This window comes from Streptomyces sp. NPDC002935, assembly GCF_040611295.1.
Classification (GTDB): Bacteria; Actinomycetota; Actinomycetes; order Streptomycetales; family Streptomycetaceae; genus Streptomyces.
Map to the genome: position 1 here is coordinate 21,920 of NZ_JBEXNW010000019.1, position 23,402 is coordinate 45,321.

A 23,402-nucleotide genomic window follows, 5' to 3' on the forward strand; every position below is an offset into this window, starting at 1 on the left:
CCCGACGCCGGCCCGGGCTGGGCAGGACCCGTACCCTCGCGGTCCCGGTCCGGCCGAGGCCGTCGTCGCAGGAGGCTGGATCACGCCAACGAGCCACCCGCGCGGCGGAGTTGCCGATGGTCCGGGCGGGACACCCGGGTTGGACGCGTCGCGGCCGGAGCACAGTAGAGGTGTGGAATGGACCAGCCTCCTCAGTACCACCATGGGTGCGCTCATCGCCCTCGCCGCGTCCGCGCTGGCGGAACGGCGCCGCTGGCTGCGGGAGGTCGAGCAGCGCACCAGGGACGACCGCCGCGCCGCCTATGTCGCGTTCCTCACCGCGACCGCGGAAGCCAGCGAGATCCTCGTCAACATCGCCCGCGGCCACGACCGCGACGAAACGGCGCTGTCCCGGGCCGGGACCGTCCTGCGCGACAGCAACACGCTGTCCCGTCGGCTGGAACTCTCCCTCGTGGCCGAGGACCACGTCGTCGAGCAGGCCGCTCTCACCATCACGCTGCTGCGTGCCTATCGCGACGCCGTCGCGCAAGGACTGACCTTCGAAACCGAGGAGTTCCAAAGCGCCCGCGCCGCGTTCAACGAACAACGCGACCGCCTCACCCAGCACATGCGCGGCACACTCTGACAACCCGCTGGTCATGATGGGCGGCCCCGGTCAGCCTGCCGGCGAGCGCACGGGCGCTCGCCGGCAGGGCCGCTCACGGGTCCGGGTACCGCGACCGGAACGGTCAGTGGTGCCCGGCTCCCTTGCCCAGGCGCGCCAGCAGCGCACGCGCCATGGCTTCCTGGCCCTTGGCGTTGGGGTGGGCCGGTGCGGCGGGCGACGTCGGGCGCAGGGGCTCGACCCAGCGATCGGCGGGCGCCTTGCACATGTCGTGGCCGACGGTCGGCCCGTACGTGTCCACGTACTCGGCCCGGTTCAGCAGCGCCACCGTGCGCAGCATCAGATTGAGCCGCTTGCCGGTGTCGCGCAGATAGGGGAAGTCCTTCGCGGCGAACGGAACCGTCGGATAGCAGCCGCTGCCGTCGTCGGGCAGGAGGTCGGGGTAGCCGACGACGACCACCCGCGCGTGCGGTGCCCTGGCGTGGACCGCGCGCAGCACCCGGGCGACCTTGGGCGCCGTTTCGATGATGTTCAGGGTGAGTTGGTCGAAGCCGGAGGCGCCGTAGTACTGCTGACAGGGATTGCCTGCGAGGTCCTTCGAGCTGAGCCCGGCGCAGGTGGCGATGATGGAGCCGAAGCCCATGTCGTTGCCGCCGATCTGCACGGTCACCAGGTCGGTGTCGTGCTTCACCGCGTCCAGCTGGGGTCCGTTGGTCCCCTGGGCCTTCCACATCTCGTCGGTCTTCGCGCCGCCGCAGCTGACGTCCGTGAACGAGGCGATCTTTCGCTCGGCCGCTGTGATCGAGGGGTAGTTGTGGTCGGACCGCGCGCAGTTCGCGTCGATCTGAAGGGGAATCAGGGGCCCGGACGTGTACGAGTCGCCGAGCGCCACGTAGTCCACGCCGGGCGGCGTGTGCCCTTGCCCCGCCGCGGCGGGGGTCGCCGCGGCGACCCCCGCGACGAGTGCGCAGCTGCTCAGCGCGGCCCCCAGCGCCATGGCGCCGCGCCGCCTCGGGACGGTGTCGTCCGTTCGCGTGTGATGGTTCATCGTGCCCCTCCCCTGAAGCCATGACGGCCTGCGGACGGGTACCGGCTTCCCGCGGCGCGGACCAGGGATCGCACCGCCGCGGCAGGCCGGACGGCTCCTGCCCGGCAGACCCAACCCGGTCTGTATACCGGCCGGTAGGCCGCCGGACCAGAGTTTGATCGCCCTCCACTTGTCCAACTCCCGTCCGCCACCTCCCGGACTCGTCCGTGCCACCGGGCTCGACGCGAGTTGGCCGGGCGTGACTCAGGTCACGTGACCTGGGTGCATAGTGAGGCCCCCGCCAGCGTCTTTCTCCAGGTGTACGAAGGTGGCACGGGCGGGGACGGTGCGGATGGAACAGCCAAGAGCAGAGGGGATCGACAGCTTCGACGGGTTCGTCGCGGCCCGTTGGTCGGCGTTGTTCCACCTCGCACGCCTGCTCTGCGCGGGCGACCGGCACCGCGCCGAGGATCTCCTCCAGGAGGCCCTGGTCAAACTCTGGTTCGTCTGGCCGAAGGTCGCCGACGAGGCGCCCGAGGCGTATGTGCGGAAGGTGCTGGCACGCGCGGCGGCCCGCTCGGCACGGCGGCGGTGGTGGGGCGAACGCCCCGTGGAGGAACTGCCGGATCGGGCGCACACCCGGGACGAGTCAGCGGCCGTGGTCGAACGGTCGCGGCTGGAGGCGGCCCTCGCCCAACTGCCGCCCCGGCAGCGGGCGGCCGTAGTGCTGCGCTACTACCAGGATCTGCCTGAAAGGCAGGTCGCGGAGGTGCTGGGCTGCCCCTTGGGCACCGCCCGTTCCCACGCGTCACGCGGTGTGGCGCGGCTGCGCCAGATCCTGGCGGATGTCATCGAGCCGGTGGGGTGAAGGAAAGCATGGATCACTTCGAGCGGGAGTTGGCGCGGATGATGCGCGACTCCCAGGAACACACCCCCTTCGAGCCCGCCCAGCAGAACAGCCTCCGGAACGGTGTCCGCGTCCGCCGCCGGGTCCGCGCGGCGCAGAAGGCCGCGAGCTGCGTACTCGCTGTCGCCGGGGTCAGCGTCGGCCTGTTCCTGCTCCCGCACAGCCCGGACCGCGACCGGCCCCTGGCCCCGCTGCCGAGACCCGCGACCGGTCCCACGTCCCCGTACGCCACCCCGACACCGACCTCGCCCCCGAGCGGGACTCCCACCGGGTCGGCCACGGCCACGTCCGAGGACACCGCCGGGATCTCGTACCCGCCCAACACACCTACCACGACAGGGAGTTCGAACTCGGTCGCCACTGACCCCGGAGGAACCGCGACGACCAGTGCGCCCGCCACCGCGCCGGTGACCCCGAGCGAGACACCGTCGTATCTGCCGACGTCCACCCTCGGACCGTCATCGTCCGTCCGGGCGACCAACACCGAGTAGCTCCGGCCCGACCTCAGCCGGGCCGCCGGATTGACCGGTTCCGGCCCCGGTAGGGCTCTGGCCCGCACCACCCCTGCCCTTACCGCCCCTGCCCCTACCGCCCCATGTCCGAACACCCGCATCAGCACTCCCTTGTCGCCGTTCGGCCGTGAGCGTCTTCGGCCTGCCTTGCGACAGCGCACAGAACAGGACGAATCATGACGAAGGCACTGCGGTCCGCTCCCCCGGGCTTCGAGGACTTCGAACACTTCAAGGACTTCGAGAAGGGACTGTCCGTGGAGCGAGAGCCCGTGGAGCGGCTGCCGGAGGACCGCCTGCCCGTCCGCCTTCCGCTGCCGGCGGATCACACGGAACCCGTCCTCGACGTGGTCGTCCCCGTGTTCAACGAGGAAACGGACCTGGAGCCGAGCGTGCGGCGCCTGCACGCCCATCTGCGCGAGACGTTCCCGTACCCGTTCCGCATCACGGTCGCCGACAACGCCAGCACCGACGCCACCCCGCGGATCGCGGCCCGACTGGCCGCCGATCTGCCCGAGGCCACATGGATACGGCTCGACGAGAAGGGACGCGGCCGGGCCCTGCGCACCGCGTGGTCGGGCTCCAAGGCCCCCGTGCTCGCGTACGTGGACGTGGACCTGTCCACCGAACTGAACGCGCTCCTTCCGCTGGTCGCCCCGCTGATATCCGGGCACTCCGACATCGCCATCGGCTCGCGGCTCGCCCGTGGCTCCCGGGTGACACGCGGCCCCCGACGAGAGATCATCTCCCGCTGCTACAACGTCCTGTTGCGTTCCACGCTCGCGGTCGGCTTCTCCGACGCGCAGTGCGGTTTCAAGGCCGTCCGCCGCGATGTCGCCGAGCGTCTGCTGCCCCTCGTGGAGGACTCCGGGTGGTTCTTCGACACCGAGCTGCTGGTGATCGCCGAACGCGCCGGGCTGCGTATCCACGAGGTACCGGTCGACTGGGTGGACGATCCCGACAGCCGGGTCGACCTGGTCTCCACGGCCGTGGCCGACCTGCGCGGCATCGCGAGGATCGGCCGCGCGCTGGCCCGTGGCACGCTGCCGACGGCGCGGCTCGGGCGCGCCCCCGAGGGCGGGCCGCCGGTCTCCCTGACGGCTCAGCTGCTGCGGTTCGGCGCCGTGGGCGCGGTGAGTACGGTCGGATACGTCCTCCTCTACGCGGCCCTGCGCCCGGCGGCGGGGCCGCAGGCCGCGAACGCGTGGGCGCTGCTGGTCTGCGCCGTCGCCAACACGGCCGCGAACCGGCGGCTCACGTTCGGGCTGCGCGGCCGGGGTGGCGCACTGCGCCACCAGGCGAAGGGTCTGGCCGTCTTCGGCCTGGGTCTCGCGCTCACCAGCGGCTCACTGGCCGCGTTGCACCGCTGGACGCACGGACCCGGACGGTCCACCGAGATCGTGGTCCTCGTCACCGCCAACCTCGCCGCGACGCTGCTGCGTTTCCTGCTCCTGCGCTCCTGGGTGTTCACCGCCGCCTCCCCCGGCAACGACAAGGGAACCGAGCCGCGATGAACGACCCCGGCCCCGCGAACATCCCGACAGAGCGGAGCAACAGGCCCCGCACCAACGTCCGTTGGCCCAAGGCCGAACACCCGGACGGCACCGGCCCGGCCCACGGCGCCCGCTCGACGCACAACACCCCCTTGACGTACGGCACTTGTGCGCCGTACGACGAGACAGCGGCCTGCGCCGCCGGCCCTCAGGACGGATCGACGCCGGCCACGACGGATCACCACGGCCTCGACGCCCACACGTCACCAGCCGCCGCTGACGCGCGAGGAGCCGCCCTTCGCCCGTCCGGCACCCCGGCCTCCGCCTCGGCTCGCGAACGTGCCGACAAGCTGTGGGCCCGGTTGTGCCGGGCGGCGCGGCAGCACGGCCCGGTCCTCGCGCTGTACGGCGCGATGAAGCTCATCGGCTTCTGCGTCTTCATGTACCTGCTGGACTCCTCCGGGGACTTCCGCAGAAAGAATCCCCGCTTCGGGGGCGGCGCCCATGTCTGGGACGTCCTGGCGACCTGGGACGGCTGGTGGTACCAGCAGATCGCCGCGCACGGCTATCACCCCGAGCTCGTACCGATACCGGGCGCCACGGGGCTGATCACCCTGGAGGGCAACTCCGCGGCGTTCTTCCCGCTGTACCCGGCCCTCATGCGCCTGGTCTCCTCCTGCACCGGACTCGGTCTGCTCGGTGCCGGTCTCGTGGTCTCGATCGCCGCCTCGTTCGTGGCCGCACTGGCCGTCTACGCCGTGACCGCCCGGATCAGCGGACGCCGCGCCGGGCTGGCCGCCGCCGGGCTCTGGGCCGTGTGGCCCGGATCCGGCATGGAGTGGTCCGGCTACTCCGAATCCCTCTACATCGCCCTCGCCGCCTGGGCCTGCTACGCCGTCATGCGCCGGAACTGGCTCACCGCCGGCCTCCTGACCTGCGCCGCCGGCCTCACCCGGCCCACGGCCACCGCGCTGATCGCGGCACTCACCGTCGCCGCGCTGGTGGACCTGCTGCGCGATCGGCGCGCGGTGCACCGGTGGGGAGACATCCCCGCCCTCGACGGGACCGCGCGCCGGGACGCGGTCCTGCGCCCGCTGACGGCCGTCGTGATCGCCCCCGTCGGCCTGGCCGGCTATCTCGGCTGGGTGGGACACCGGATGGGCGACTACGGCGGGTACTTCGAACTGCAGGACGGCGCCTGGGCCCACTCGTTCGACTACGGCCGACACACCCTCAAGGTGTTCAGCTCACTCATGGTCGGCCACTTCGACTACCTCTACGCCTACCCCTACGAGGATGCCATCGGCGCCGCCACCGTCCTGCTGGCCCTGATCATCCTGCCTCTGCTGTTCTGGCTGCGCCCGCCGGTCGTCCTGACCGTCTACACACTCCTGACCATGGCACTCGTCCTGGGAAGCCAGCAGATCTTCGGCAACGTCTCCCGCTATCTGCTCCCCGCGTTCCCCCTGCTCATCCCCTGTGCCACCGCCATGCGTCGGCTCAGCACACCGGTCCTGTGCTCGGTTCTCACCATCGCCGCACTCGCTTCCGGCTCCTACGCCGGATACGTCCTGTTCGAAGTCGGCATCCCGTGACCGACACCGCTCCCGGCCGCGGCGCGGAGGCGCCGTCGGCCGTTCGCGCGACAATCTCTCTACGGGTTGGTCGGCGCCGCCTGTTGCACGACCTCGAAGGACCACAGCGTGGACCCGCTGGCCGCCGGCTTGGGCCGCTCGGCACCCTGCGCGTCTCCGCCCTGTGCGCCTCCGCCCTGTGCGCCTCCGCCCTGGTGGGCGGCCTTCATCGGGCCCTCCATCCAGGCCTGGAAGGACTCCTCGTCACGCCAGCGGGTGTAGACGAGGTAGCTGTCGGTTCCCTCGACGGGGCGGAGGAGTTCGAACCACTCGAACCCGTCGGAGTTCTCCACGGCATGGGCGCGGGAGGCGAAGCGCTTCTCCAGCGTCTCCCGCTGCTCGGCAGGCACGGTCAGTACGTTGATCTTGACTACGCTCATGCCCCCATCCTGCCGTACGGGGGCCGGCAGAGGGCTCAAGGGCCGGGCCGCCCAAAGCGGTTCGTCGATCAGGCGTGCAGCCAGACCCGCAGCGGGCCGATGGGCTCGAAGCCCTGTCGAAGAGCGGCCGCGAGGTCCTCACCGTGCTCGTACCCGACCACCGGCATCGCGGGGAACAGCGAGTGCACCGCGTCCAGTACGACCGGCCAGGCCTCGTCAGGGCCACCGCCCGGCGCGAAGACATTGGAGACTCCGACCACAGCCTCGCTGCGGCTCGCGATCGCGCCCGCGACGACCCGGCCGTGCGCCGACCGCCCGGCGAGTACGAACGTGGAGGGGTCGTCGAGCAGTTCGGGACGGAAGAGGTCCGCGCTGCCGCCGTCCCCCTCGTCCCAGGCGAGGGCCCAGGCACGCAGCGTGCCCGGATCACCCACGACGTCCCAGGGGAGATCCGAGGCAGTGGCGGGCGCGCCCGCCGGACGGTGGATCCACTGAGCCTCGAACAGCACGTGGAAGCCCGCTCCCGCCAGATCGAGATCGGCGAAACTGTCCTTGACGGACGCTCCCGGCGCGCTGTCGATCCGGGCCGCCAGCGCAATCGGGTCGGCTCCCGGCACCAGGGTCACCGCGTCGGGGTAGTACCGCGGAGTCCGGGTCGGGGAAGCCCAGGCCTTCGGCCCGAATCGGCCCGCCGAGCCGTGCGATCGGCTCATCGCCGCGCACCATGTCGCGTTGTTGGAAGCGGCGGCCCGGACCAGGAACTGCTCGGTGGTGTCCACGGGTGTGGATCATGGCCCGTCCCGGCTCGGCCTGTCGAACGGTTTCCTGATGGCCATCTCCTGGAGGCAGGGCGGGCGGGGCGCATCAGACGGGAATCCCCGCCCTGTGCGGAAGCGCCCCTGCCCTGCCGCCTCCCGTCAGCCGGTGGCGAGGAGCTGCAGCGTGTCGATCACACGGTTGGAGAAGCCCCACTCGTTGTCGTACCAGGCGACCACCTTGATGTGGCGGCCGTCGACCCGGGTGAGGGCCGAGTCGAAGATCGACGAGGCCGGGTTGCCCGTGATGTCGGACGACACGAGTGCGTCGTCCGAGTACTCGAGAACACCGGCGAGCGGCCCGTCCGCCGCGGCGCGGTAGGCCGCCAGGACGTCGTCGCGTGTCACGTCGCGGGCCACGGTCGTGTTGAGCTCGACGATCGAGCCCACCGGGACGGGCACGCGGATCGAGTCGCCGGACAGCTTGCCCTCCAGGTTCGGCAGCACCAGACCGATCGCCTTGGCGGCGCCGGTCGTGGTCGGCACGATGTTGACTGCGGCGGCACGCGCGCGGCGGGCGTCGCGGTGCGGGCCGTCCTGCAGGTTCTGCTCCTGGGTGTAGGCGTGCACCGTCGTCATGAAGCCGTGCTCGATGCCGGCGAGTTCGTCGAGCACCGCGGCCAGCGGCGCGAGCGCGTTGGTGGTGCACGACGCGTTCGAGATGATCGTGTGCACGGACGGGTCGTAGGCGTCGTTGTTGACACCGAACGCGAGCGTGACGTCGGCGCCCTCCGCCGGCGCGCTGACGAGGACCTTCTTCGCACCGGCGTCGAGATGCGCTCCGGCCGCCTTGGCCGAGGTGAAACGGCCGGTCGCCTCCAGTACGACGTCGACTCCGAGCTCGGCCCAGGGCAACTGGCCCGGTTCACGCTCGGCGAGGACCTTGATGCGCCTGCCGTCGACCACGAGGGTGTCGCCGTCGACGGTCACCGGGCGCCCGAGCCGGCCGGCGGTCGAGTCGTAGGCGAGCAGCCGCGCGAGCGTGGCGGGCTCCGTCAGGTCATTGACCGCGACGACTTCCAGGTCGGTGTCGCGTTCGAGCAGGGCGCGCAGCACGTTGCGTCCGATGCGGCCGAATCCATTGATGGCGATACGAGTCATGAGTGGTGTCCCTTCGGTTCCCTCCCAGGTTCGCGCGCGGCATCGGGCGGTGACAGCGGCGAGATCGCCATGGTCCGCAAGGATCGCGCCACCTGCCCCACCTGGTGGCGAGCCGCTCGTCGGCGGGCTACTCGCCCTGGGTGAAGGTGCGCCGGTACTCGCTCGGGGAGGTGCCGAGGATCTTGTGGAAGTGCAGGCGCAGATTGGCACCGGTGCCGAGACCGACGCCCGCGGCGATCTGCTCGACGCTCCACTGCGAACGTTCGAGGAGTTCGCGGGCCATGTCGATGCGGGCCCGCATGACCCATTGCATCGGCGTGTACCCCGTGTCGTCGGCGAAGCGCCGCGAGAAGGTGCGCGGCGACACCGCCGCGTGCTGGGCGAGCACCTCCAGGGAAAGGGGTTCACCGAGCCGGTGCAACGCCCACTCGCGGGTGGCGGCGAATCGCTCGCCGAGCGGTTCGGGCACGCTGCGCGGCACATATTGCGCCTGACCGCCGCTGCGGTAGGGGGCCGCGACGAGGCGCCGGGCCGCGTGGTTCGACGCGGCCACCCCGAGATCGCCTCGCAGGATGTGGAGGCACAGGTCGATGCCCGAGGCGGCGCCGGCCGAGGTGAGCACGCTTCCCTCGTCGATGAAGAGAACGTTCTCGTCGACCTTGATGAGCGGATGTTTCGCCGCGAGTGCCCGTGTGTAGTGCCAGTGGGTCGTGGCGCGCTTTCCGTCGAGCAGCCCCGTGGCGGCGAGCGCGAAGGCGCCCGTCGAGATGGCGGCGAGCCGGGCGCCCCGCTCATGGGCGTCGATCAGCGCGTCGACGACGGCCCGCGGCGGGTCCTCGCGGTCCGGAGACCGGTACCCGGGGACGAAGACGATGTCGGCCCACGCGAGCTGTTCGAGGCCGTGGGCGACGTGGTACGACAGGCCGTCGCCGCCGGTCACGAGACCGGGTTCCGCGCCGCACACCCGCACCTCGTACGGCATGCTCGCGCGGGTCGTGAACACCTGCGCGGCGATGCCGACATCGAGCGGCTTCGCCCCCTCGAGCACGAGAACGGCGACGTGATGCAAGGGGGTTTCTGCCACGGTCCGAGGGTACGTGGGCGGGCGCTGTCAGAGCTTTCGGTGTCGCTCGCGCCGACTCCGCGACCATCGGATGCACCTGTGCGCACCGGGCGACCCGCTCGTCCGGATTGCCCCCTCTCACACCGTCATGTGATACCCCGTCACCGGAATCGGCGAGGGGCCGCCGCCGCCGGCCGGACGGCCTCACACCCGGTGGCCCTGGCCGGAGTTGCGTCGACCGCAGAGCCGCCCGCTCTCGGGGCGACCTCTTGCGGGGGCAGAGCCGCGCACTTCCGCGGAAGCCTTGATACCGCTTCGGCAACCCCCTTCACAGGAGCCACACACGTCGTGCGAGGATGCGGCTCCGGTATCGAATACCGGCGTAGAGGGGAACACCATTGAAATCAAGGAAACTGAGCCGTAAGCGGCAACGCGCGACCATAGTCACGGCGGCGGCCGCGTCGGTCGTCGCCGGCGCAGCTCTGCTGCCCAACTGGTCCGCGGGTGCGGCGAGTGTCGCCGCCGACCCCAAGGTGGACGCGTCGACGAAGGCCACCTTCCAGCGGCTGGCGGACGCGGTCTTCACCGACCGCACCGACGCCCTGGTGGACAACGACGAGACCAAGCGGAAGACGTCGCGTTTCTCGGGGGAGGTGCGGCTGTCCTCCACGCAGTCCCACGCCGAGAAGGCCGCGCTGTCGCAGCTGGAGAGCCGCAAGGCCCGCCTGGCGTCGCTCGGTGAAAAGTACAGCGCGGCCAACACGACTGTGTCGCTGGACCGTACGCGGCTGAAGGGCCGTCACGCCACGGTCAGCGTCACCGAGACGACGACGCTGACCTACGACGAGGCCAAGGGCACCGAGCCGAAGACCACCGGCTTCGTGGCGCACCACGAGCTGACGTTCAAGGCCGACCGCAAGGGCGACTGGCAGCTCACGGGTGTCCGTGACACCGACGACGGGGTCGCGGTCAACCAGGTCGCCGCCACGACGTTCGTCGCCACGCCGATGACCGGGGACAACACCCCGCCCTCGGCGACCCGCTCGGCGACCACGCGCCCCGCGCCCGCGAAGCCGAAGAACTTCTCGGCCACCGGGTACGACTACAAGGCCATGGCCACGTACGCGGCCAAGTACTGGAAGAACTACAACCCGGCCTACCCGGACTTCAACGGGGAGGGCGCGGGCGGCGACTGCACCAACTTCGTCAGCCAGAGCCTGAAGGCCGGTGGCTGGAAGCACGCTCCCGGCTACACGAACGACTTCCACAAGTGGTTCGGGAACGCCGACATCCAGTCGGACTCGTTCGTCGGCGTCAACGAGTTCTCGTGGTTCGCCCTGTCCTCCAAGCGGGTCACCAGCCTCGCCAACGTCTATCAGGCGGACGTCGGTGACGTGCTGCAGATGGACTTCAACAAGGACGGGTCCAAGGACCACACCATGATCGTCACGTACCGCAGCCCGCAGGGTGAGCCGTATGTGTCGTACCACTCCACCAACACCTACAACAGGTCGTTGGCGAGCATCATCGCGTCGTACCCGAACGCCGCGTACTACGCCTACCGCACCTGAGCGGTCGCGTTCCGGGGCGGGAGTCGGCACCACGTGCCGGGCTCCCGCCCTTTCCCTTGTCTCCGGCGGACCGGTCAGAGCCAGGTGGTCCCCAGCCAGATCGCCGCCGCTGCCGCCAGCAGCAGGGCTATGTTGAGTCCGATCAGCCGCGCTTCGCCGCGCGAGACATGGACGACGATTCCGCCGACCTGGATCAGAACGAGGCCCGTCGCCGCGGCGACGGCGAGCCAGGGCGCGATCCCGGTGAGCGGGGGCAGGATCAGGCCTGCCGCGCCGAGGACCTCCAGCGTCCCGATGACCCTGACGAGCGGCATGGGAACGCGGTCGACCCACCCCATCATGGGCTGGAGCCGCTCCTGGCTCTGCAGGACCTTCATGCCTCCGGCGTAGGGGTAGAACGCCGCCAGCAGCGCTGCGACGATCCAGTAGGCGACGTCCATAGCGACCCCTTGCACAATAGTTACCAGGCGTAAGTTGCCTCATGATGAGTGACTGCCGGGGGGCTTACAAAAGGCACACGGATGTGCGCTACCTACAGGGAGTTGTCATGTCGCAGTACGAGCACACGTGCATGATCCGCGGGGACGGCGGCCGGACGATCCGCGCCGTGCTCGACCGGATCTGCGACAAGTGGACGCTGCTGATCGTGACGACCCTCGATCAGGGACGCCTGCGCTTCACCGACCTGCAGCGGCAGATACCCGGGATCTCGCAGCGGATGCTGACGCTGACCCTGCGGAACCTGGAGCGCGACGGCCTGGTGTCCCGAACGGCGTACGCGGAGGTCCCACCACGCGTCGAGTACGCGCTGACCCCCACCGGGCAGAGCCTCATCCCACCGGCCCTCGCACTCGCCGGCTGGGCGATCGAGCACATCGCGGACATCGAGGCCAGCAGGACCGCGTACGCGGACCGAGCCGGTTGACCCCCTCGCAGCGATACTGGGGGGCGCCGCGCCTGTTCAGCGCGTTCGAGAAGTCGCGGGGCAACGCTCCCTAGGATGCGTGGCATGCCTGATGTCGCGCCTCACCCCGAGCCGTTCACGCCGCGCACCAGCCCGTCGGCACTCGACGACCTCCGCTCACGACTGCGCGTGACCCGCTGGCCCGACGCCCCTGAGGACGCCGGCTGGTCACTCGGGGCCGACCTCGGCTACCTCCGCGAGCTCGTCGCCCACTGGGCCGACGGGTTCGACTGGCCGGCGCAGGAGGCGGCACTCGCCCTGCTCCCCCGTTTCCGCGTCCGGCTCGGCGGTCTCGGGATTCACTTCGTGCACGCACGGGCCGTCGCACCGGCGGGGCCGGTTCTGCCTCTGGTGCTCAGTCATGGCTGGCCGGACTCGTTCTGGCGGTACACGAAGGTGATCCCGCTGCTGACGGATCCGGGGGCGCACGGAGGCGATCCCGCCGACGCGTTCGACGTGATCGTGCCCGACATGCCGGGCTACGGATACTCCGACCGCCCCACGGGCCCGCCGCTCGACTCCATCGCCGTCGCCGGTCTGTGGGCCGAGCTCATGGACGTCCTCGGATACGAGCGGTTCGGCGCGGCCGGCGGTGACCTCGGCAGCCATGTGAGCCGCTACCTCGCTCTCGACCACCCCGACCGCGTCGTGGCCGTCCACCGCATGGACGGGGGCCTGCCCCTCTTCACCGGAGACCCCGCGGACCTGACACCCGAGGAGCGCGCCTGGATGGAGGACGCCGCGGCCTGGGGCGGTACCGAGGGCGCGTACGCCGCCATGCACCGCACGAAGCCCCAGACCGCCGCCGTGGGGCTCACCGACTCACCGGCCGGGCTCGCCGCCTGGATCGTCGAGAAGCTGCGGGCGTGGAGCGACTGCGACGGCGACATCGAACGGTCCTTCACGAAGGACGAGATCCTCACGAACGTGACGCTCTACTGGCTGACGGAGACGATCGGTTCGTCGATGCGCATGTACCGCGCGAACGGCGCGATTCCGCCCGCGCAGCTCGCCCGCCGGGTCGAGGTGCCGTCCGGCTTCTCGATCTTCCGCGGCGACATGGTCCGCCCGCCACGGGCCTGGCTCGAGCGCACGACGAACCTCGTGCGTTACACCGAGCCGGCACGGGGCGGACACTTCGCCCCCTTCGAGGAGCCCGAGCTCTACGCGGAGGAACTGCGTGCGTTCTTCCGCCCCTACCGTGCGACGGTGACGGGCTGACGAAGCGTCACCGCGCCGCCGGGGTCACGCCCCTTTCGGCTCGCCCACGACTCTTTTTCAGCGTCGTCACGGGACAGAGCGCTCCAGGCCGACGACCGTGAAGCCCTTGGAATGCGTACGCGTTCGGCGACCTGGCGTTGTTCAGCGCACCGTCGGCTTTCGGTGGCCCGATTTCCGAGGCTCTCCTGTGACGGCCAGGCGGAGAATTCTCGGCCCAGGGTGTGCTTCGTACCCGCGGCCAGTGGAGACGCCGCCGCTTACACCCAACAATTTCTCGCCGCGTCCATGTCACGAACCTGTGAGGCCGGCGTTCTGCCGCTGTTCCGCAGGAAACTCGACGACAACACGCTGCGCACGTTCCTGATCTCTCAAGACGTCGTATACGTAGGCGGCGGCAACACCGTGAACCAACCGGCGGACCCCCGCCGGGTGGGCACTGGAGGACGGGGTCGGAGCTCCGGCGCGTCACACCCGGGGCCGGCGGACGTTCACAGCCGGATCAGCGGACCAGGGAGCGCGCGACGCGGAATCCGACGTCGTCCACCCGGAAGGTGGGGTGGCTGCGGCGTCTCACGGACGCCCGGCAGCTCCAGTGCTCGTCGAACCAGCCACCGCCGCGCAGCACCCGGTAACTGCCGTAGATCTCCGCGTCGTAGATGTCCCAGCACCACTCCCACACGTTGCCGAGCATGTCGTGCAGACCCCATGGGTTGGGCCTCTTGCCGCCCACCTCCCGCATCCGTTCACCGGAGTTGTGCCGGTGCCAGGCGATCTCGTCGAGGGGGCCGTACCGCGGTCCGGTCGTGCCGGCCCGGCAGGCGTTCTCCCACTCCGCTTCACCCGGCAGCCGGTAGCCGTCCGCCGCCGCGTCCCGTTCGACGGCCTCGTCGCCGGCCCCGAGGCGGTAGACGGGCATGAGGCCGTCGCGTCGGGACAGCGCGTTGCAGAACCGCACCGCGTCCCACCAGGAGACGCCCTCGACGGGCAACCGGTCCCCGCGAACGCCACTGGGACACAGGCCGGTGACCTCCTCGTACAGCCCCTGGGTCACCGGGTACGCGGCGATGGCGTACGGCGCGAGTTCCACCACCCAACTGCGCTGTGTCCGCCGGTCCGACAGGGTGACCCGCCCCGCCGGGATCGCGATCATCTCGTGCTCTCCACCCGTATCCATGAGCGGACGATCCTACCGGCGGGCGCCTGCGACGCCTTGGAGACGGCGGCCACCCGGTTGGGTGCCCCGCGTCGCGAGGACGAGCCCTTCCTCCAGCAGCTCGGCGCGGCCGGGTGACGGACCCTGCGGCTGCAATACGCCCCGGCTCGCGCGGACCCTCAGAATCAAACGGCGAAGGGTGCCATTACTCGCCAAGTTCCCCTCCTCCGTTGACGTGCGAAACAGTGGCTAAATATCATCGTTCTGAAGTTCGGTTAGAGGTCGGTTGATCTGTACGTCTCGCAATTCGGGTCAGTCCGACCCCTTGCCGTGAGAATCGAACGTCACCGCATAAACGGGGGGATTCATGATGTCACGGGTGGAGGCCGTCGGGCCTTGTCCGACAATTTTAATTCCCGGAAGATTCCCGGAATTAGCACATGGGTATGTCCGGCTGTTGCCCTGCGGGCAGGTCGTACGCCGTTGTTATTCGGTGGCAGGGGGCATTCCATGTTGTTCTTCTCCGTACTAGGCCATGTCGAAGTACGCGCCCGCGACCGGGTGTTCCAGCTCGCCGGCGCCATGCAGCAGCTGTTGCTCGCGTCTCTTCTCGTCTCAAGAGGAGAGCTCGTCACGGTCGACTCGCTCATACTCGAACTGTGGGGCGGCGACCCGCCGTCCAAGGTGCAGAACGCGCTCCAGGCCCAGGTGAGCAGGATCCGCCGGAGCCTGGCGCTGCTCGAACCCGAACGGCCCGGATCACGGGTGATCACTACGCCCTCGGGCTACCTGTTCTCGGTCGGCCGGCACGAACTCGACGCGCACGTCTTCATGGACAGCGTCGACCGCGTGCGACGTACCGTCGCGGACGGCACGTCGACGGACCCTGCCCAGGACATCCACGAACTGCGTCGGGCGCTGTCCTTCTGGAGCGGCCCGGTGTTCGGCGGCCTTCGCGTCGGACCGCTGTGCCAGGCTGTCGCGGCCCGGTACGTGGAGGCAAAGAACGCCGCATTCACCCTGCTCTTCGAGCTGGAATTGAAGGCCGGCTCCCATGCCCGGATACTTCCGGAACTCGCGGAGGCGTACGAGCAGAATCCAACGAACGAGAAACTCTGCATGCTCCTCATGGGGGCGCTCTACCGCAGCGGGCGCCAGCGGGACGCGCTCGACGTCTACCGGAAGTGCCGACGCAATCTTGTGGACGACCTGGGGGTCGAGCCCACACCCGCGCTGCGCCGGTACGAGAAGGCCATCCTTACCCACGACCCCGAGCTGCTCGGTGAGCCCGTGGGCCACTCTGGCCGGAAGGGGATGTGAGACACGCCGCCCCAGGCACGGCGGCCGTGACGCGGAAACGCGAACAGGCCTGATCGAAGCGGTGCAGCACCAGTTCCACCACCTCCGGGGCGTCGCCCAGAACCGGCGCGATCACATCCGCTTGTACGGCACCGCGCGCGATGCGGTCCATCAGGAATCCGGGGGCCAGGACGTAGGAGGCGACCGCCACGCGGGTACAGCCCAGGGCACGCAGCCGGCGTACGGCCCACGCCGTTCCGGCGCCGACCGCGCCGGGACCGCTGCCGGACGCCGAACCACCGGCGGGGAAGGAGGCGAACGCGGGCCGCACGGCGCACCAACCGGTGCTCCGCCACTCCCGCGCGATGTCTGCGATCACCGCGTTCGCCTCCCGATCGGAGGTCCCCGCCGAGGCCAGCACCACCCCGGTCGAGGACATGTCACCGGGGACCAGCCCGGCCTCGTACAGCCGACGTTCGAGGGCCCGCGACAGCAGCGGCGCGGGCCCGAGGACGCCGGCCTGCTCGATCCGCAGCTCCGGCGGCGCCTGCCGCAGCACCGCCGGGATGTCCGCCTTGGCGTGGAAGGCCCGGCTCAGCAGCAGCGGGACGGCGACGACCTCGCGGACCGCCCCCGGCTGCCCCGGCGTCGCACGCTGCACCTCCTCCGCCAGCTCCGCCAGCACCCGGAGCACCGAGGGGACGGCGAAGTCCAGGAACCCGATCTCCACCCGCAACTCCGGCCGCCGGGCCCGCACCTGGCGTACCAGGCCGCGCAGCGTCTCCGCGTGCCGCGGATCGCGGCTGCCGTGGGCGACGGCGAGCAGCACGGGCGGCATCGGGGTCACCCCGCCGGGTCGAACAGACCGCGGCTGCGCAGCACGCGCCGCTCCAGCGGGGAGAAGACCAGCACGTCGATGCCGATGCCGACGAGCAGGATGAGGATGATCGTGGCGAGTACCCCCGACATGTCGCTGTAGGTGCGGAAGTTCTCCAGCAACTGACCGAGCCCGGTGCCGAGATCGGGCGAGCTGGCGATCAGTTCGGCGGCCATCAGGGAGCGCCACGCGAACGCCCAGCCCTGCTTGAGCCCCGCGAGGAAACCGGGGAGCGCGGCGGGCAGCAGCACATGGCGCACCGAGGCCAGCCCGGTGGCGCCGACGACCCGGCCGGCGCGCAGATACAGCGGCGGGGTCTGATCGACGCCCGCGACCAGGCCGTTGGCGATGGAGGGCACCGCGCCGAGCAGGACGACGGCGTACACGGTGGTGTCGGTGAGCCCGAACCAGATCATCGCGGCCGGCACCCAGGCCACCGACGGCAGCGACTGCAGTCCCGACAGGACCGGCCCGATCGCCGCCCGGACCGGTCTGATCCGCGCGACCGCCAGACCGAGCGGCGTGCCGATGGCGATCGACATGCAGAAGCCGAGCCCGCCTCGGGAGACGCTGGTCCATACGTAGCCGAGGAGGGTGCCCTCCAGCCACATCTGCCGGATGGCACGGGCCACGTCGAGCGGCCCGGGCAGCACGTGATCGGGTTTGAGGTCCGCGGCCGCGGCGAGCTGCCACACACCGACGATCAGGACGACGGTGCACAGGGGCGGGAGCACTCTGGCCAGAATCCGGCCCGCGAACGGGGTCCGAGCGGCGGCGGCCGGCTTCTCCAGCGCGTCAAGTCCCGCTTCGAGCCCGGCCAGATCGCTCGTGTCCTCGATCTCACTGCCTGCCATGACGGCGGATCTCCCCTCGCAGTTCCTCGGTGATCTCCACGGAGAGTTCGGCGACCGCGGCGTCCTCGATGCGGCGGGGCTGCGGAATGTCCACCGTCCACTCGCGGGCGATGCGCCCGGGGCGGGAGGTGAGCAGGACCACGCGCTGCGCGAGCCGCACCGCCTCGCGGACGTTGTGCGTGACGAAGAGGACGGACAGTCCCGTCTCCGCCCAGATGCGGGTCAGCTCGTCGTGCAGCACGTCCCGGGTGATCGCGTCCAGCGCGGCGAACGGCTCGTCCATCAGCAGCAGCCGGCTGTCCTGCGCCAGCGCCCGCGCGAGCGCCACCCGCTGCCGCATCCCGCCCGACAACTCGTGCACGCGCTTGCCGTACGAACCCTTCAGGCGTACGAGTTCCAGCAGCCGCTCGGCCTCCGGGCGCCGCTCCGCCCTGGCCATGCCGCGCATGCGCAGGGCCAGTTCGATGTTCTTGCCCGCGGTCAGCCAGGGGAAGAGGGCGTGTTCCTGGAACATCAGGGCCGGGCGCCCGCCGGACACGTCGATCGTCCCGGACGTCGGCTCGTCGAGCCCCGCGACCAGGTTGAGCAGCGTCGACTTGCCGCACCCCGAGGCGCCCAGCAGGGTGACGAACTCGCCGGTCGCCACATCGAGCGTGATGTCGTCCAGCACGGGCTGACCCGCCGGCCGGCCGAACGACTTCGACACGCGGTCGAGCCGCGCGGCGGGAAACGTCGCGTCGCGGGCGGACTCGGGGGTCCGCCGGACGAGGTGGGTGACCATGACTGTCGCCTTCCGGTCAGTCGGCGCCGAGGCCGGCTTCGTCGACCGCGGGCAGTCCCGCGGCCCGGAGGACCTTGTTGAGCGGCCCGAGATCGTAGATGCGGTCGAGCAGCGGGTCCTGGAGCAGACCGGCCCGGACCGCGTGGGCAGCCTCCTCGCGCAGAGTGGCGGCGAGCGGATCGTCGAGGATCTCGACGTGGTCGAAGGCCATGTCCAGCACCTTCGGCGGCAGCTCCTTGCCCGAGTCGGCCTTCAGCTTCCGGTCGATGGAGGCCTTCGCCTGTTCGGGATGGGCGTTGATCCAGGCGTTGGTCCTCACCGAGCCGCGCAGCAGTGCCTCGACGACGCCCGGATGCTCCTTCAGGAACCGCTGGGAGGCGATCATGTTCGTGATGACGAACTGCCCGTCCTTCCACAGCTTTTTCTCGTCCACCAGGACCTTGCCGCCGGCCGCGACCAGCCGGGCCGCCGTGGGCTCGGGCACCCATGCCCCGTCGAGATCGCCCCGCTCGAAGAGGGAGGGGATCTCCTTGTTGTCGACGCGCTGGACCTTCACGTCGCCCCGGCCGCTCTTGGCGTCGACCTCGAAGCCCTGTCGTCCGAGGTAGTCGAGAAGAGCGACGTCCTGGGTGTTGCCGAGCTGCGGTGAGGCGATCGTCCTGCCCTTGAGGCCGGCCGGGGAACCGATCTTCTTGGGATTCACCACCAGGGAGACGCCGCCCGAGGCGGAACCCGAGATGATCCGCAGGTTGGTCCCGTCGGATTTCGTGTAGCCGTTGATGGCGGGCGACGGCCCGATCCAGCCGATGTCGATCGCGCCCCCGTTCAGCGCCTCGATCTCGGCCGGGCCGGCGTTGAAGGCCTGCATCCGGATCTTCGTCCCGCCCAACTCCTTCTGGAAGAACCCTTCTTGCAGGCCCACCAGGGCGGTGGCGTGGGTGATGTTGGGGAAGTATCCGATCCGTACCTCGTCCACTCCGCCGGTCTTCGCGCCGGTGGCGACGACGGCCGGCCGGCCCGCGTCCTTGGCCTGGGATCCGTAGCCGCAGCCCGCGGCGGCGAGCAGGGAGAGGGCGACGAGGGGCAGCCATCGCCTGGTGGAGCCGGGGGCGAGAGGAGCTGGCACAGCGAATCCCTTTCCTCACATAGCGGTTGGGTGCGTCGAAGGCTGGTGGGGGTGTGCGGTGGAGTCGGCGCCCGCCATGCCCGCCGTGAGGGTGGTGCCGTCGGCCGGATCGATGAGGATGAACGAGCCGGTGCGCCGGGAGTCGGCGTACGCGTCGAGCGGGAGCGGCTCCGCGGTGCGGATGTTCACGCGGCCGATGTCGTTGGCGACGAGTTGTCCCGGGTGCGGGTGCAGGGACAGGTCGTCGAGCGTGAGGCGGGAGGGGATGTCCTTGACGGTCGCCTTGACGGTGCGGGTGCCGTGCTTGAGCAGTACCCGGTGGCCGACGGTGAGCGGCTCGTCGGCGACATGGCACACGGTGGCCTCGATGTCCCGTGTGGTGGCCGGGGCGTCCTTGCTGGGCACGATCAGGTCTCCGCGGGAGATGTCGATGTCGTCGGCCAGGAGTACGGTCACCGACTGCGTGGTCCAGGCGGTCTCGACCGGCTTGCCCAGCAGGTCGATGCCGGAGATCGTCGAGGTGCGGCCCGACGGCAGCACGGTGACGCTCTCGCCGACGCGGAAGGAGCCGGCCGCGATCTGGCCGGCGTAGCCGCGGTAGTCCGGGTGCTCGGGGGTCTGGGGGCGGATCACGTACTGGACCGGCAGCCGTGCGTGGCAGTGCGCCAGGTCGTGGCTGACCGGGACGGTCTCCAGGTGTTCGAGGACGGTCGGGCCGCCGTACCAGTCCATGTTCGCGGAGGCGTCCACGACGTTGTCACCGGCGAGCGCGGAGATCGGGATCGCGGTGATCTCGGGGACGCCCAGCTCGGAGGCGTACGCCGTGAACTCCTCGGCGATCGCCGCGAACACGGACTCCTTGTACTCGACGAGGTCCATCTTGTTGACGGCGAGGACCACGTGCGGCACGCGCAGCAGGGCCGCGATCGCCGCGTGCCGGCGGGTCTGCTCGATGACGCCGTTGCGGGCGTCGACGAGGACGACCGCCAGGTCGGCGGTGGAGGCGCCGGTGACCATGTTGCGGGTGTACTGCACGTGGCCGGGGGTGTCGGCGAGGATGAACCGGCGGCGTGCGGTGGCGAAGTAGCGGTAGGCGACGTCGATGGTGATGCCCTGCTCACGCTCGGCCCGCAGACCGTCGGTGAGCAGCGCGAGGTCCGGGGCGCTCTGGCCGCGGTTGCGGGAGGCGTGTTCGACGGCCTCCAACTGGTCCGTGAGGATCGACTTGGAGTCGTGCAGGAGGCGTCCGACGAGCGTGGACTTGCCGTCGTCGACGGAACCGGCGGTCGCGAAGCGCAGTGTGTCAACCGTCATGGCTAGAAGTACCCCTCGCGCTTGCGGTCTTCCATCGCGGCCTCGGACACCTTGTCGTCGGCGCGGGTGGCGCCGCGCTCGGTCAGCCGGGAGGCGGCTATCTCGTCGATCACCTGCTCCAGGGTCGCCGCGGCCGAATCCACGGCACCCGTGCAGGACATGTCCCCGACGGTCCGGTACCGGATCATCCGCTTCTCGACGGTCTCCCCGTCCTTGGGCCCGCCCCACTCACCGGCGGTCAGCCACATGCCGCCGCGCCGGAACACCTCACGCTCGTGCGCGAAGTAGATCCCCGGCAGCTCGATGTCCTCGCGGGCGATGTACTGCCAGACGTCCAGCTCGGTCCAGTTGGAGAGCGGGAACACGCGGACGTGCTCGCCGGGCGCGTGGCGGCCGTTGTACAGGTTCCACAGCTCTGGCCGTTGCCTGCGCGGGTCCCACTGGGAGAACTCGTCCCGCAGCGAGAACACCCGCTCCTTCGCGCGGGCCTTCTCCTCGTCACGGCGCCCGCCGCCGAACACGGCGTCGAAACGCTCGGACTGGATCTTCTCGGTGAGCGGGAGGGTCTGGAGCGGGTTGCGGGTGCCGTCGGGGCGCTCGCGCAGGACACCGCGGTCGATGTAGTCCTGGACGGAGGCCACATGGAGCCTGAGCCCATACTTCTCCACGGTCCGGTCGCGGTAGCCGAGGACCTCGGGGAAGTTGTGTCCGGTGTCGACGTGCAGCAGCGTGAAGGGGATCGCGGCGGGCGCGAACGCCTTCAGCGCCAGGTGCAGCATGACGATGGAGTCCTTGCCGCCAGAGAAGAGGATCACCGGCCGCTCGAACTCGCCCGCGACCTCGCGGAAGATGTGCACGGCCTCGGACTCCAGCGCGTCCAAGTGGGACAGGAACAGGGCCATTTCCGCGGTGGGCGCGCTCACGCCAGCCCCCGCTCCACCAGCAGGGCGTGGACCGCGGCCGCGGACTCCCGGACCGTCTGGGTGTGCGACTCGATCCGCAGGTCGGGCGACTCGGGAGCCTCGTAGGGGTCGTCGACCCCGGTGAGCCCGGTCAGCTCGCCCGCGGCCTGCTTCGCGTACAGGCCCTTCACGTCACGTACGGAACACACCTCGACCGGAGTCGCCACATGCACCTCCAAATACGGGGCGCGGCTGTCCCGGTGGCGCCCCCGCACCACCGCGCGGCTGTCCGCGTAGGGCGCGATCACCGGGACGAGCGCCTTGACGCCGTTGCGGGCGAGCAGTTCGGCGAGAAAGCCGACGCGCTGTACGTTGGCGTGCCGGTCCGCGCGGCTGAAGCCGAGGCCCGCCGAGAGGAACGTGCGGATCTCGTCGCCGTCGAGCACCTCGACCCGGTGGCCCTCCTCCCGTAGCCGCCCGGCCAGCTCGTACGCGATGGTGGTCTTGCCGGCGCTCGGCAGACCCGTGAGCCAGACGGTGGCTCCGGTCGTCACGTGCAACTCCTCGGTGGTCGTGGTCATTCGTGCAGCCCGCACTCGGTCTTCGCGCGGCCCGCCCAGCGGCCCGCGCGCGCGTCCTCGCCCTCCAGCACCCGACGGGTGCAGGGCGCGCAGCCGACGGAGGCGTAACCGTCCATCAGCAGCGGGTTGGTCAGGACCCCGTGTTCGACGGCGTAGGCGTCGACGTCGTCCTGCGTCCAGCGGGCGATCGGGGAGATCTTGACCTTCCGCCGCTTCTCGTCCCAGCCGACGACCGGCGTGTCCGCCCGGGTCGGGGACTCGTCGCGGCGCAGCCCGGTCGCCCAGGCGTCGTACTCGGTCAGGCCCTCTTCGAGCGGCTCGACCTTGCGCAGGGCGCAGCACAGGTCCGGGTCGCGGTCGTGCAGCCTCGGCCCGTACTCTGCGTCCTGCTCGGCGACCGTCCGACGCGGGGTGAGGGTGATGAGGTTGACGTCCATCACGGCCTCGACCGCGTCACGGGTACCGATGGTCTCCGGGAAGTGGTAGCCCGTGTCGAGGAACACCACGTCCACGCCGGGCAGCACACGGGAGGCGAGGTGGGCGACGACCGCGTCCTCCATGGACGAGGTCACGCAGAACTTCTCGCCGAAGGTGTCGGCCGCCCAGCGCAGGATCTCCAGCGCGGACGCGTCCTCCAGATCCCGGCCCGCCCACTCGGCGAGCAGCCGGAGTTCGGTGGAGTTGCCGGTGTCAGCGCCCTTCATTCGGTGCTCCCTGACCGACGCCCAGGGCTATGAGCCCGAGCAGCCGGAGGAACGAAAAACTGAACGCGCGCTCGCAAGCGCCGCATTTCCAGGTGTCATGCCCTTCGCCGGCCGGGAAGAGCCCCTTGTACTCGCAGTACGGGCAGGGGTGGAGCAACTCGCGTTCATTCATCGGTTCTCCTGTCCGGAAGCACTTTGACAAAGGGTTGTCTCGATGACGGAAGAAATCCCGTAGAGAAATCCCTATTCCGGAGATCGGCAGTGCCGGTCACCCTAGCAACGGCCGCGGATAGGCCACTGACACGGCGCTGATGCGTTCCGGAATCCGGCGCCGCAAGAGCTGTGTCAGCGCCAGGTCAGCGGTGTTTGAGATAGTCGCGAACGGGATTTCGCGGGCCGCTGCGGGACTCATCGGCGCACCCCGAAGATCCAAAAGAATCCCTTGCCCACCGCCCCTCGGTCCGGGGCCATTGCGCATGCCTGCGACCGGGGGGACCCGAACCGCTAGCTCCAGGAGAGGGG

General features: G+C 70.3%; 25 protein-coding genes and 1 pseudogene. 10 read left to right on the top strand and 16 right to left on the bottom strand.

Annotated elements, in window-relative coordinates; all coding sequences use genetic code 11:
- The first annotated feature begins 172 nt into the window (after positions 1-172).
- Positions 173-625 carry a hypothetical protein gene (locus ABZX90_RS24900; protein ID WP_355208162.1) on the top strand — a complete coding sequence of 151 codons (453 nt, stop codon included), beginning with the start codon at positions 173-175 and terminating at the stop codon, positions 623-625.
- Positions 626-728: 103 nt separating this feature from the next.
- Here the strand turns inward: ABZX90_RS24900 and ABZX90_RS24905 are convergent, their stop codons facing one another.
- The gene (locus tag ABZX90_RS24905) at positions 729-1,652 is read right to left on the bottom strand and encodes an SGNH/GDSL hydrolase family protein (RefSeq protein ID WP_351133628.1); all 924 of its coding nucleotides are present in this window, start codon (positions 1,650-1,652) and stop codon (positions 729-731) included.
- 331 nt (positions 1,653-1,983) lie between these two features.
- Here ABZX90_RS24905 and ABZX90_RS24910 point away from each other — a divergent pair, with 331 nt between their 5' ends.
- From ABZX90_RS24910 to ABZX90_RS24925, 4 genes are all read left to right on the top strand, one after another.
- Positions 1,984-2,499, top strand: coding sequence for a SigE family RNA polymerase sigma factor (locus ABZX90_RS24910; RefSeq protein WP_351133630.1), 516 nt, complete (start codon positions 1,984-1,986; stop codon positions 2,497-2,499).
- An 8-nt stretch (positions 2,500-2,507) separates the two neighbouring features.
- Complete coding sequence (locus ABZX90_RS24915) at positions 2,508-3,029, top strand: hypothetical protein (protein ID WP_355208166.1); 522 nt, start codon at positions 2,508-2,510, stop codon at positions 3,027-3,029.
- 332 nt (positions 3,030-3,361) lie between these two features.
- Positions 3,362-4,561, top strand: a complete 1,200-nt coding sequence (locus ABZX90_RS24920) for a bifunctional glycosyltransferase family 2/GtrA family protein (RefSeq protein ID WP_355208401.1) — start codon at positions 3,362-3,364, stop codon at positions 4,559-4,561.
- A complete protein-coding gene (locus ABZX90_RS24925; RefSeq protein WP_355208169.1) occupies positions 4,558-6,135 on the top strand; it encodes a glycosyltransferase family 39 protein in 1,578 nt (525 codons plus the stop codon). The genes ABZX90_RS24920 and ABZX90_RS24925 overlap by 4 nt, the downstream gene beginning before the upstream one ends.
- Before the next feature lie 59 nt (positions 6,136-6,194).
- Here ABZX90_RS24925 and ABZX90_RS24930 read toward each other — a convergent pair whose 3' ends face one another.
- The 4 genes from ABZX90_RS24930 to ABZX90_RS24945 all read right to left on the bottom strand — a co-directional run bounded on the left by ABZX90_RS24930 (position 6,195) and on the right by ABZX90_RS24945 (position 9,554).
- A complete protein-coding gene (locus tag ABZX90_RS24930) occupies positions 6,195-6,554 on the bottom strand; it encodes an antibiotic biosynthesis monooxygenase (protein ID WP_355208172.1) in 360 nt (119 codons plus the stop codon).
- Positions 6,555-6,622: 68 nt separating this feature from the next.
- Positions 6,623-7,333, bottom strand: a complete 711-nt coding sequence (locus ABZX90_RS24935) for a hypothetical protein (protein ID WP_355208175.1) — start codon at positions 7,331-7,333, stop codon at positions 6,623-6,625.
- Positions 7,334-7,471: 138 nt separating this feature from the next.
- The gene (gene gap, locus ABZX90_RS24940; RefSeq protein WP_351133642.1) at positions 7,472-8,470 is read right to left on the bottom strand and encodes a type I glyceraldehyde-3-phosphate dehydrogenase; all 999 of its coding nucleotides are present in this window, start codon (positions 8,468-8,470) and stop codon (positions 7,472-7,474) included.
- Between the two features lie 127 nt (positions 8,471-8,597).
- On the bottom strand, positions 8,598-9,554 hold the full coding sequence (locus tag ABZX90_RS24945; RefSeq protein ID WP_355208180.1) for a helix-turn-helix domain-containing protein: 957 nt from the start codon (positions 9,552-9,554) through the stop codon (positions 8,598-8,600).
- 377 nt (positions 9,555-9,931) lie between these two features.
- On the opposite strand from ABZX90_RS24945, the gene ABZX90_RS24950 reads away from it, so the two are divergent.
- Positions 9,932-11,104, top strand: coding sequence for an amidase domain-containing protein (locus tag ABZX90_RS24950; protein WP_355208183.1), 1,173 nt, complete (start codon positions 9,932-9,934; stop codon positions 11,102-11,104).
- A 74-nt stretch (positions 11,105-11,178) separates the two neighbouring features.
- Here the strand turns inward: ABZX90_RS24950 and ABZX90_RS24955 are convergent, their stop codons facing one another.
- Positions 11,179-11,544, bottom strand: a complete 366-nt coding sequence (locus tag ABZX90_RS24955) for a DoxX family protein (protein ID WP_355208186.1) — start codon at positions 11,542-11,544, stop codon at positions 11,179-11,181.
- A gap of 107 nt (positions 11,545-11,651) precedes the next feature.
- On the opposite strand from ABZX90_RS24955, the gene ABZX90_RS24960 reads away from it, so the two are divergent.
- The 3 genes and pseudogenes from ABZX90_RS24960 to ABZX90_RS24970 all read left to right on the top strand — a co-directional run.
- Positions 11,652-12,029, top strand: a complete 378-nt coding sequence (locus ABZX90_RS24960; protein ID WP_351133647.1) for a helix-turn-helix domain-containing protein — start codon at positions 11,652-11,654, stop codon at positions 12,027-12,029.
- Positions 12,030-12,113: 84 nt separating this feature from the next.
- Positions 12,114-13,289: an epoxide hydrolase gene (locus ABZX90_RS24965; RefSeq protein ID WP_355208189.1), complete on the top strand. Its 1,176-nt coding sequence runs from the start codon at positions 12,114-12,116 to the stop codon at positions 13,287-13,289.
- A 162-nt stretch (positions 13,290-13,451) separates the two neighbouring features.
- A pseudogene (locus ABZX90_RS24970) lies at positions 13,452-13,697 on the top strand (Type 1 glutamine amidotransferase-like domain-containing protein); the annotation flags it as partial.
- A 91-nt stretch (positions 13,698-13,788) separates the two neighbouring features.
- On the opposite strand, the gene ABZX90_RS24975 reads toward ABZX90_RS24970, so the two are convergent.
- The gene (locus tag ABZX90_RS24975) at positions 13,789-14,463 is read right to left on the bottom strand and encodes a formylglycine-generating enzyme family protein (RefSeq protein ID WP_351133649.1); all 675 of its coding nucleotides are present in this window, start codon (positions 14,461-14,463) and stop codon (positions 13,789-13,791) included.
- 489 nt (positions 14,464-14,952) lie between these two features.
- On the opposite strand from ABZX90_RS24975, the gene ABZX90_RS24980 reads away from it, so the two are divergent.
- Positions 14,953-15,762, top strand: coding sequence for an AfsR/SARP family transcriptional regulator (locus ABZX90_RS24980; protein WP_351133651.1), 810 nt, complete (start codon positions 14,953-14,955; stop codon positions 15,760-15,762).
- Here the strand turns inward: ABZX90_RS24980 and ABZX90_RS24985 are convergent.
- From ABZX90_RS24985 to ABZX90_RS25025, 9 genes are read right to left on the bottom strand one after another with little or no spacing between them, the layout of a single operon-like run.
- Positions 15,701-16,579: a sirohydrochlorin chelatase gene (locus ABZX90_RS24985; protein ID WP_355208193.1), complete on the bottom strand. Its 879-nt coding sequence runs from the start codon at positions 16,577-16,579 to the stop codon at positions 15,701-15,703. The two genes, ABZX90_RS24980 and ABZX90_RS24985, sit on opposite strands and share 62 nt — an antisense overlap.
- Positions 16,580-16,584: 5 nt before the next feature.
- Positions 16,585-17,472 (bottom strand): ABC transporter permease, encoded by an 888-nt coding sequence (locus ABZX90_RS24990; protein WP_351133655.1) that lies wholly within the window; start codon positions 17,470-17,472, stop codon positions 16,585-16,587.
- The gene (locus ABZX90_RS24995) at positions 17,459-18,253 is read right to left on the bottom strand and encodes an ABC transporter ATP-binding protein (RefSeq protein WP_351133657.1); all 795 of its coding nucleotides are present in this window, start codon (positions 18,251-18,253) and stop codon (positions 17,459-17,461) included. The genes ABZX90_RS24990 and ABZX90_RS24995 overlap by 14 nt, the downstream gene beginning before the upstream one ends.
- Positions 18,254-18,269: 16 nt before the next feature.
- A complete protein-coding gene (locus ABZX90_RS25000; RefSeq protein WP_355208197.1) occupies positions 18,270-19,379 on the bottom strand; it encodes an aliphatic sulfonate ABC transporter substrate-binding protein in 1,110 nt (369 codons plus the stop codon).
- Positions 19,380-19,394: 15 nt separating this feature from the next.
- Positions 19,395-20,693, bottom strand: a complete 1,299-nt coding sequence (locus ABZX90_RS25005; RefSeq protein ID WP_355208200.1) for a GTP-binding protein — start codon at positions 20,691-20,693, stop codon at positions 19,395-19,397.
- 2 nt (positions 20,694-20,695) lie between these two features.
- Complete coding sequence (gene cysD / locus ABZX90_RS25010; RefSeq protein ID WP_355208404.1) at positions 20,696-21,595, bottom strand: sulfate adenylyltransferase subunit CysD; 900 nt, start codon at positions 21,593-21,595, stop codon at positions 20,696-20,698.
- A 17-nt stretch (positions 21,596-21,612) separates the two neighbouring features.
- Entirely contained in the window at positions 21,613-22,176 is a 564-nt protein-coding gene (cysC, locus tag ABZX90_RS25015; RefSeq protein ID WP_355208203.1) for an adenylyl-sulfate kinase, read from the bottom strand.
- On the bottom strand, positions 22,173-22,880 hold the full coding sequence (locus ABZX90_RS25020) for a phosphoadenylyl-sulfate reductase (protein ID WP_355208206.1): 708 nt from the start codon (positions 22,878-22,880) through the stop codon (positions 22,173-22,175). The genes cysC and ABZX90_RS25020 overlap by 4 nt, the downstream gene beginning before the upstream one ends.
- Positions 22,867-23,052 (bottom strand): hypothetical protein, encoded by a 186-nt coding sequence (locus ABZX90_RS25025; RefSeq protein WP_355208209.1) that lies wholly within the window; start codon positions 23,050-23,052, stop codon positions 22,867-22,869. The genes ABZX90_RS25020 and ABZX90_RS25025 overlap by 14 nt, the downstream gene beginning before the upstream one ends.
- Between the last annotated feature and the right edge of the window lie 350 nt (positions 23,053-23,402).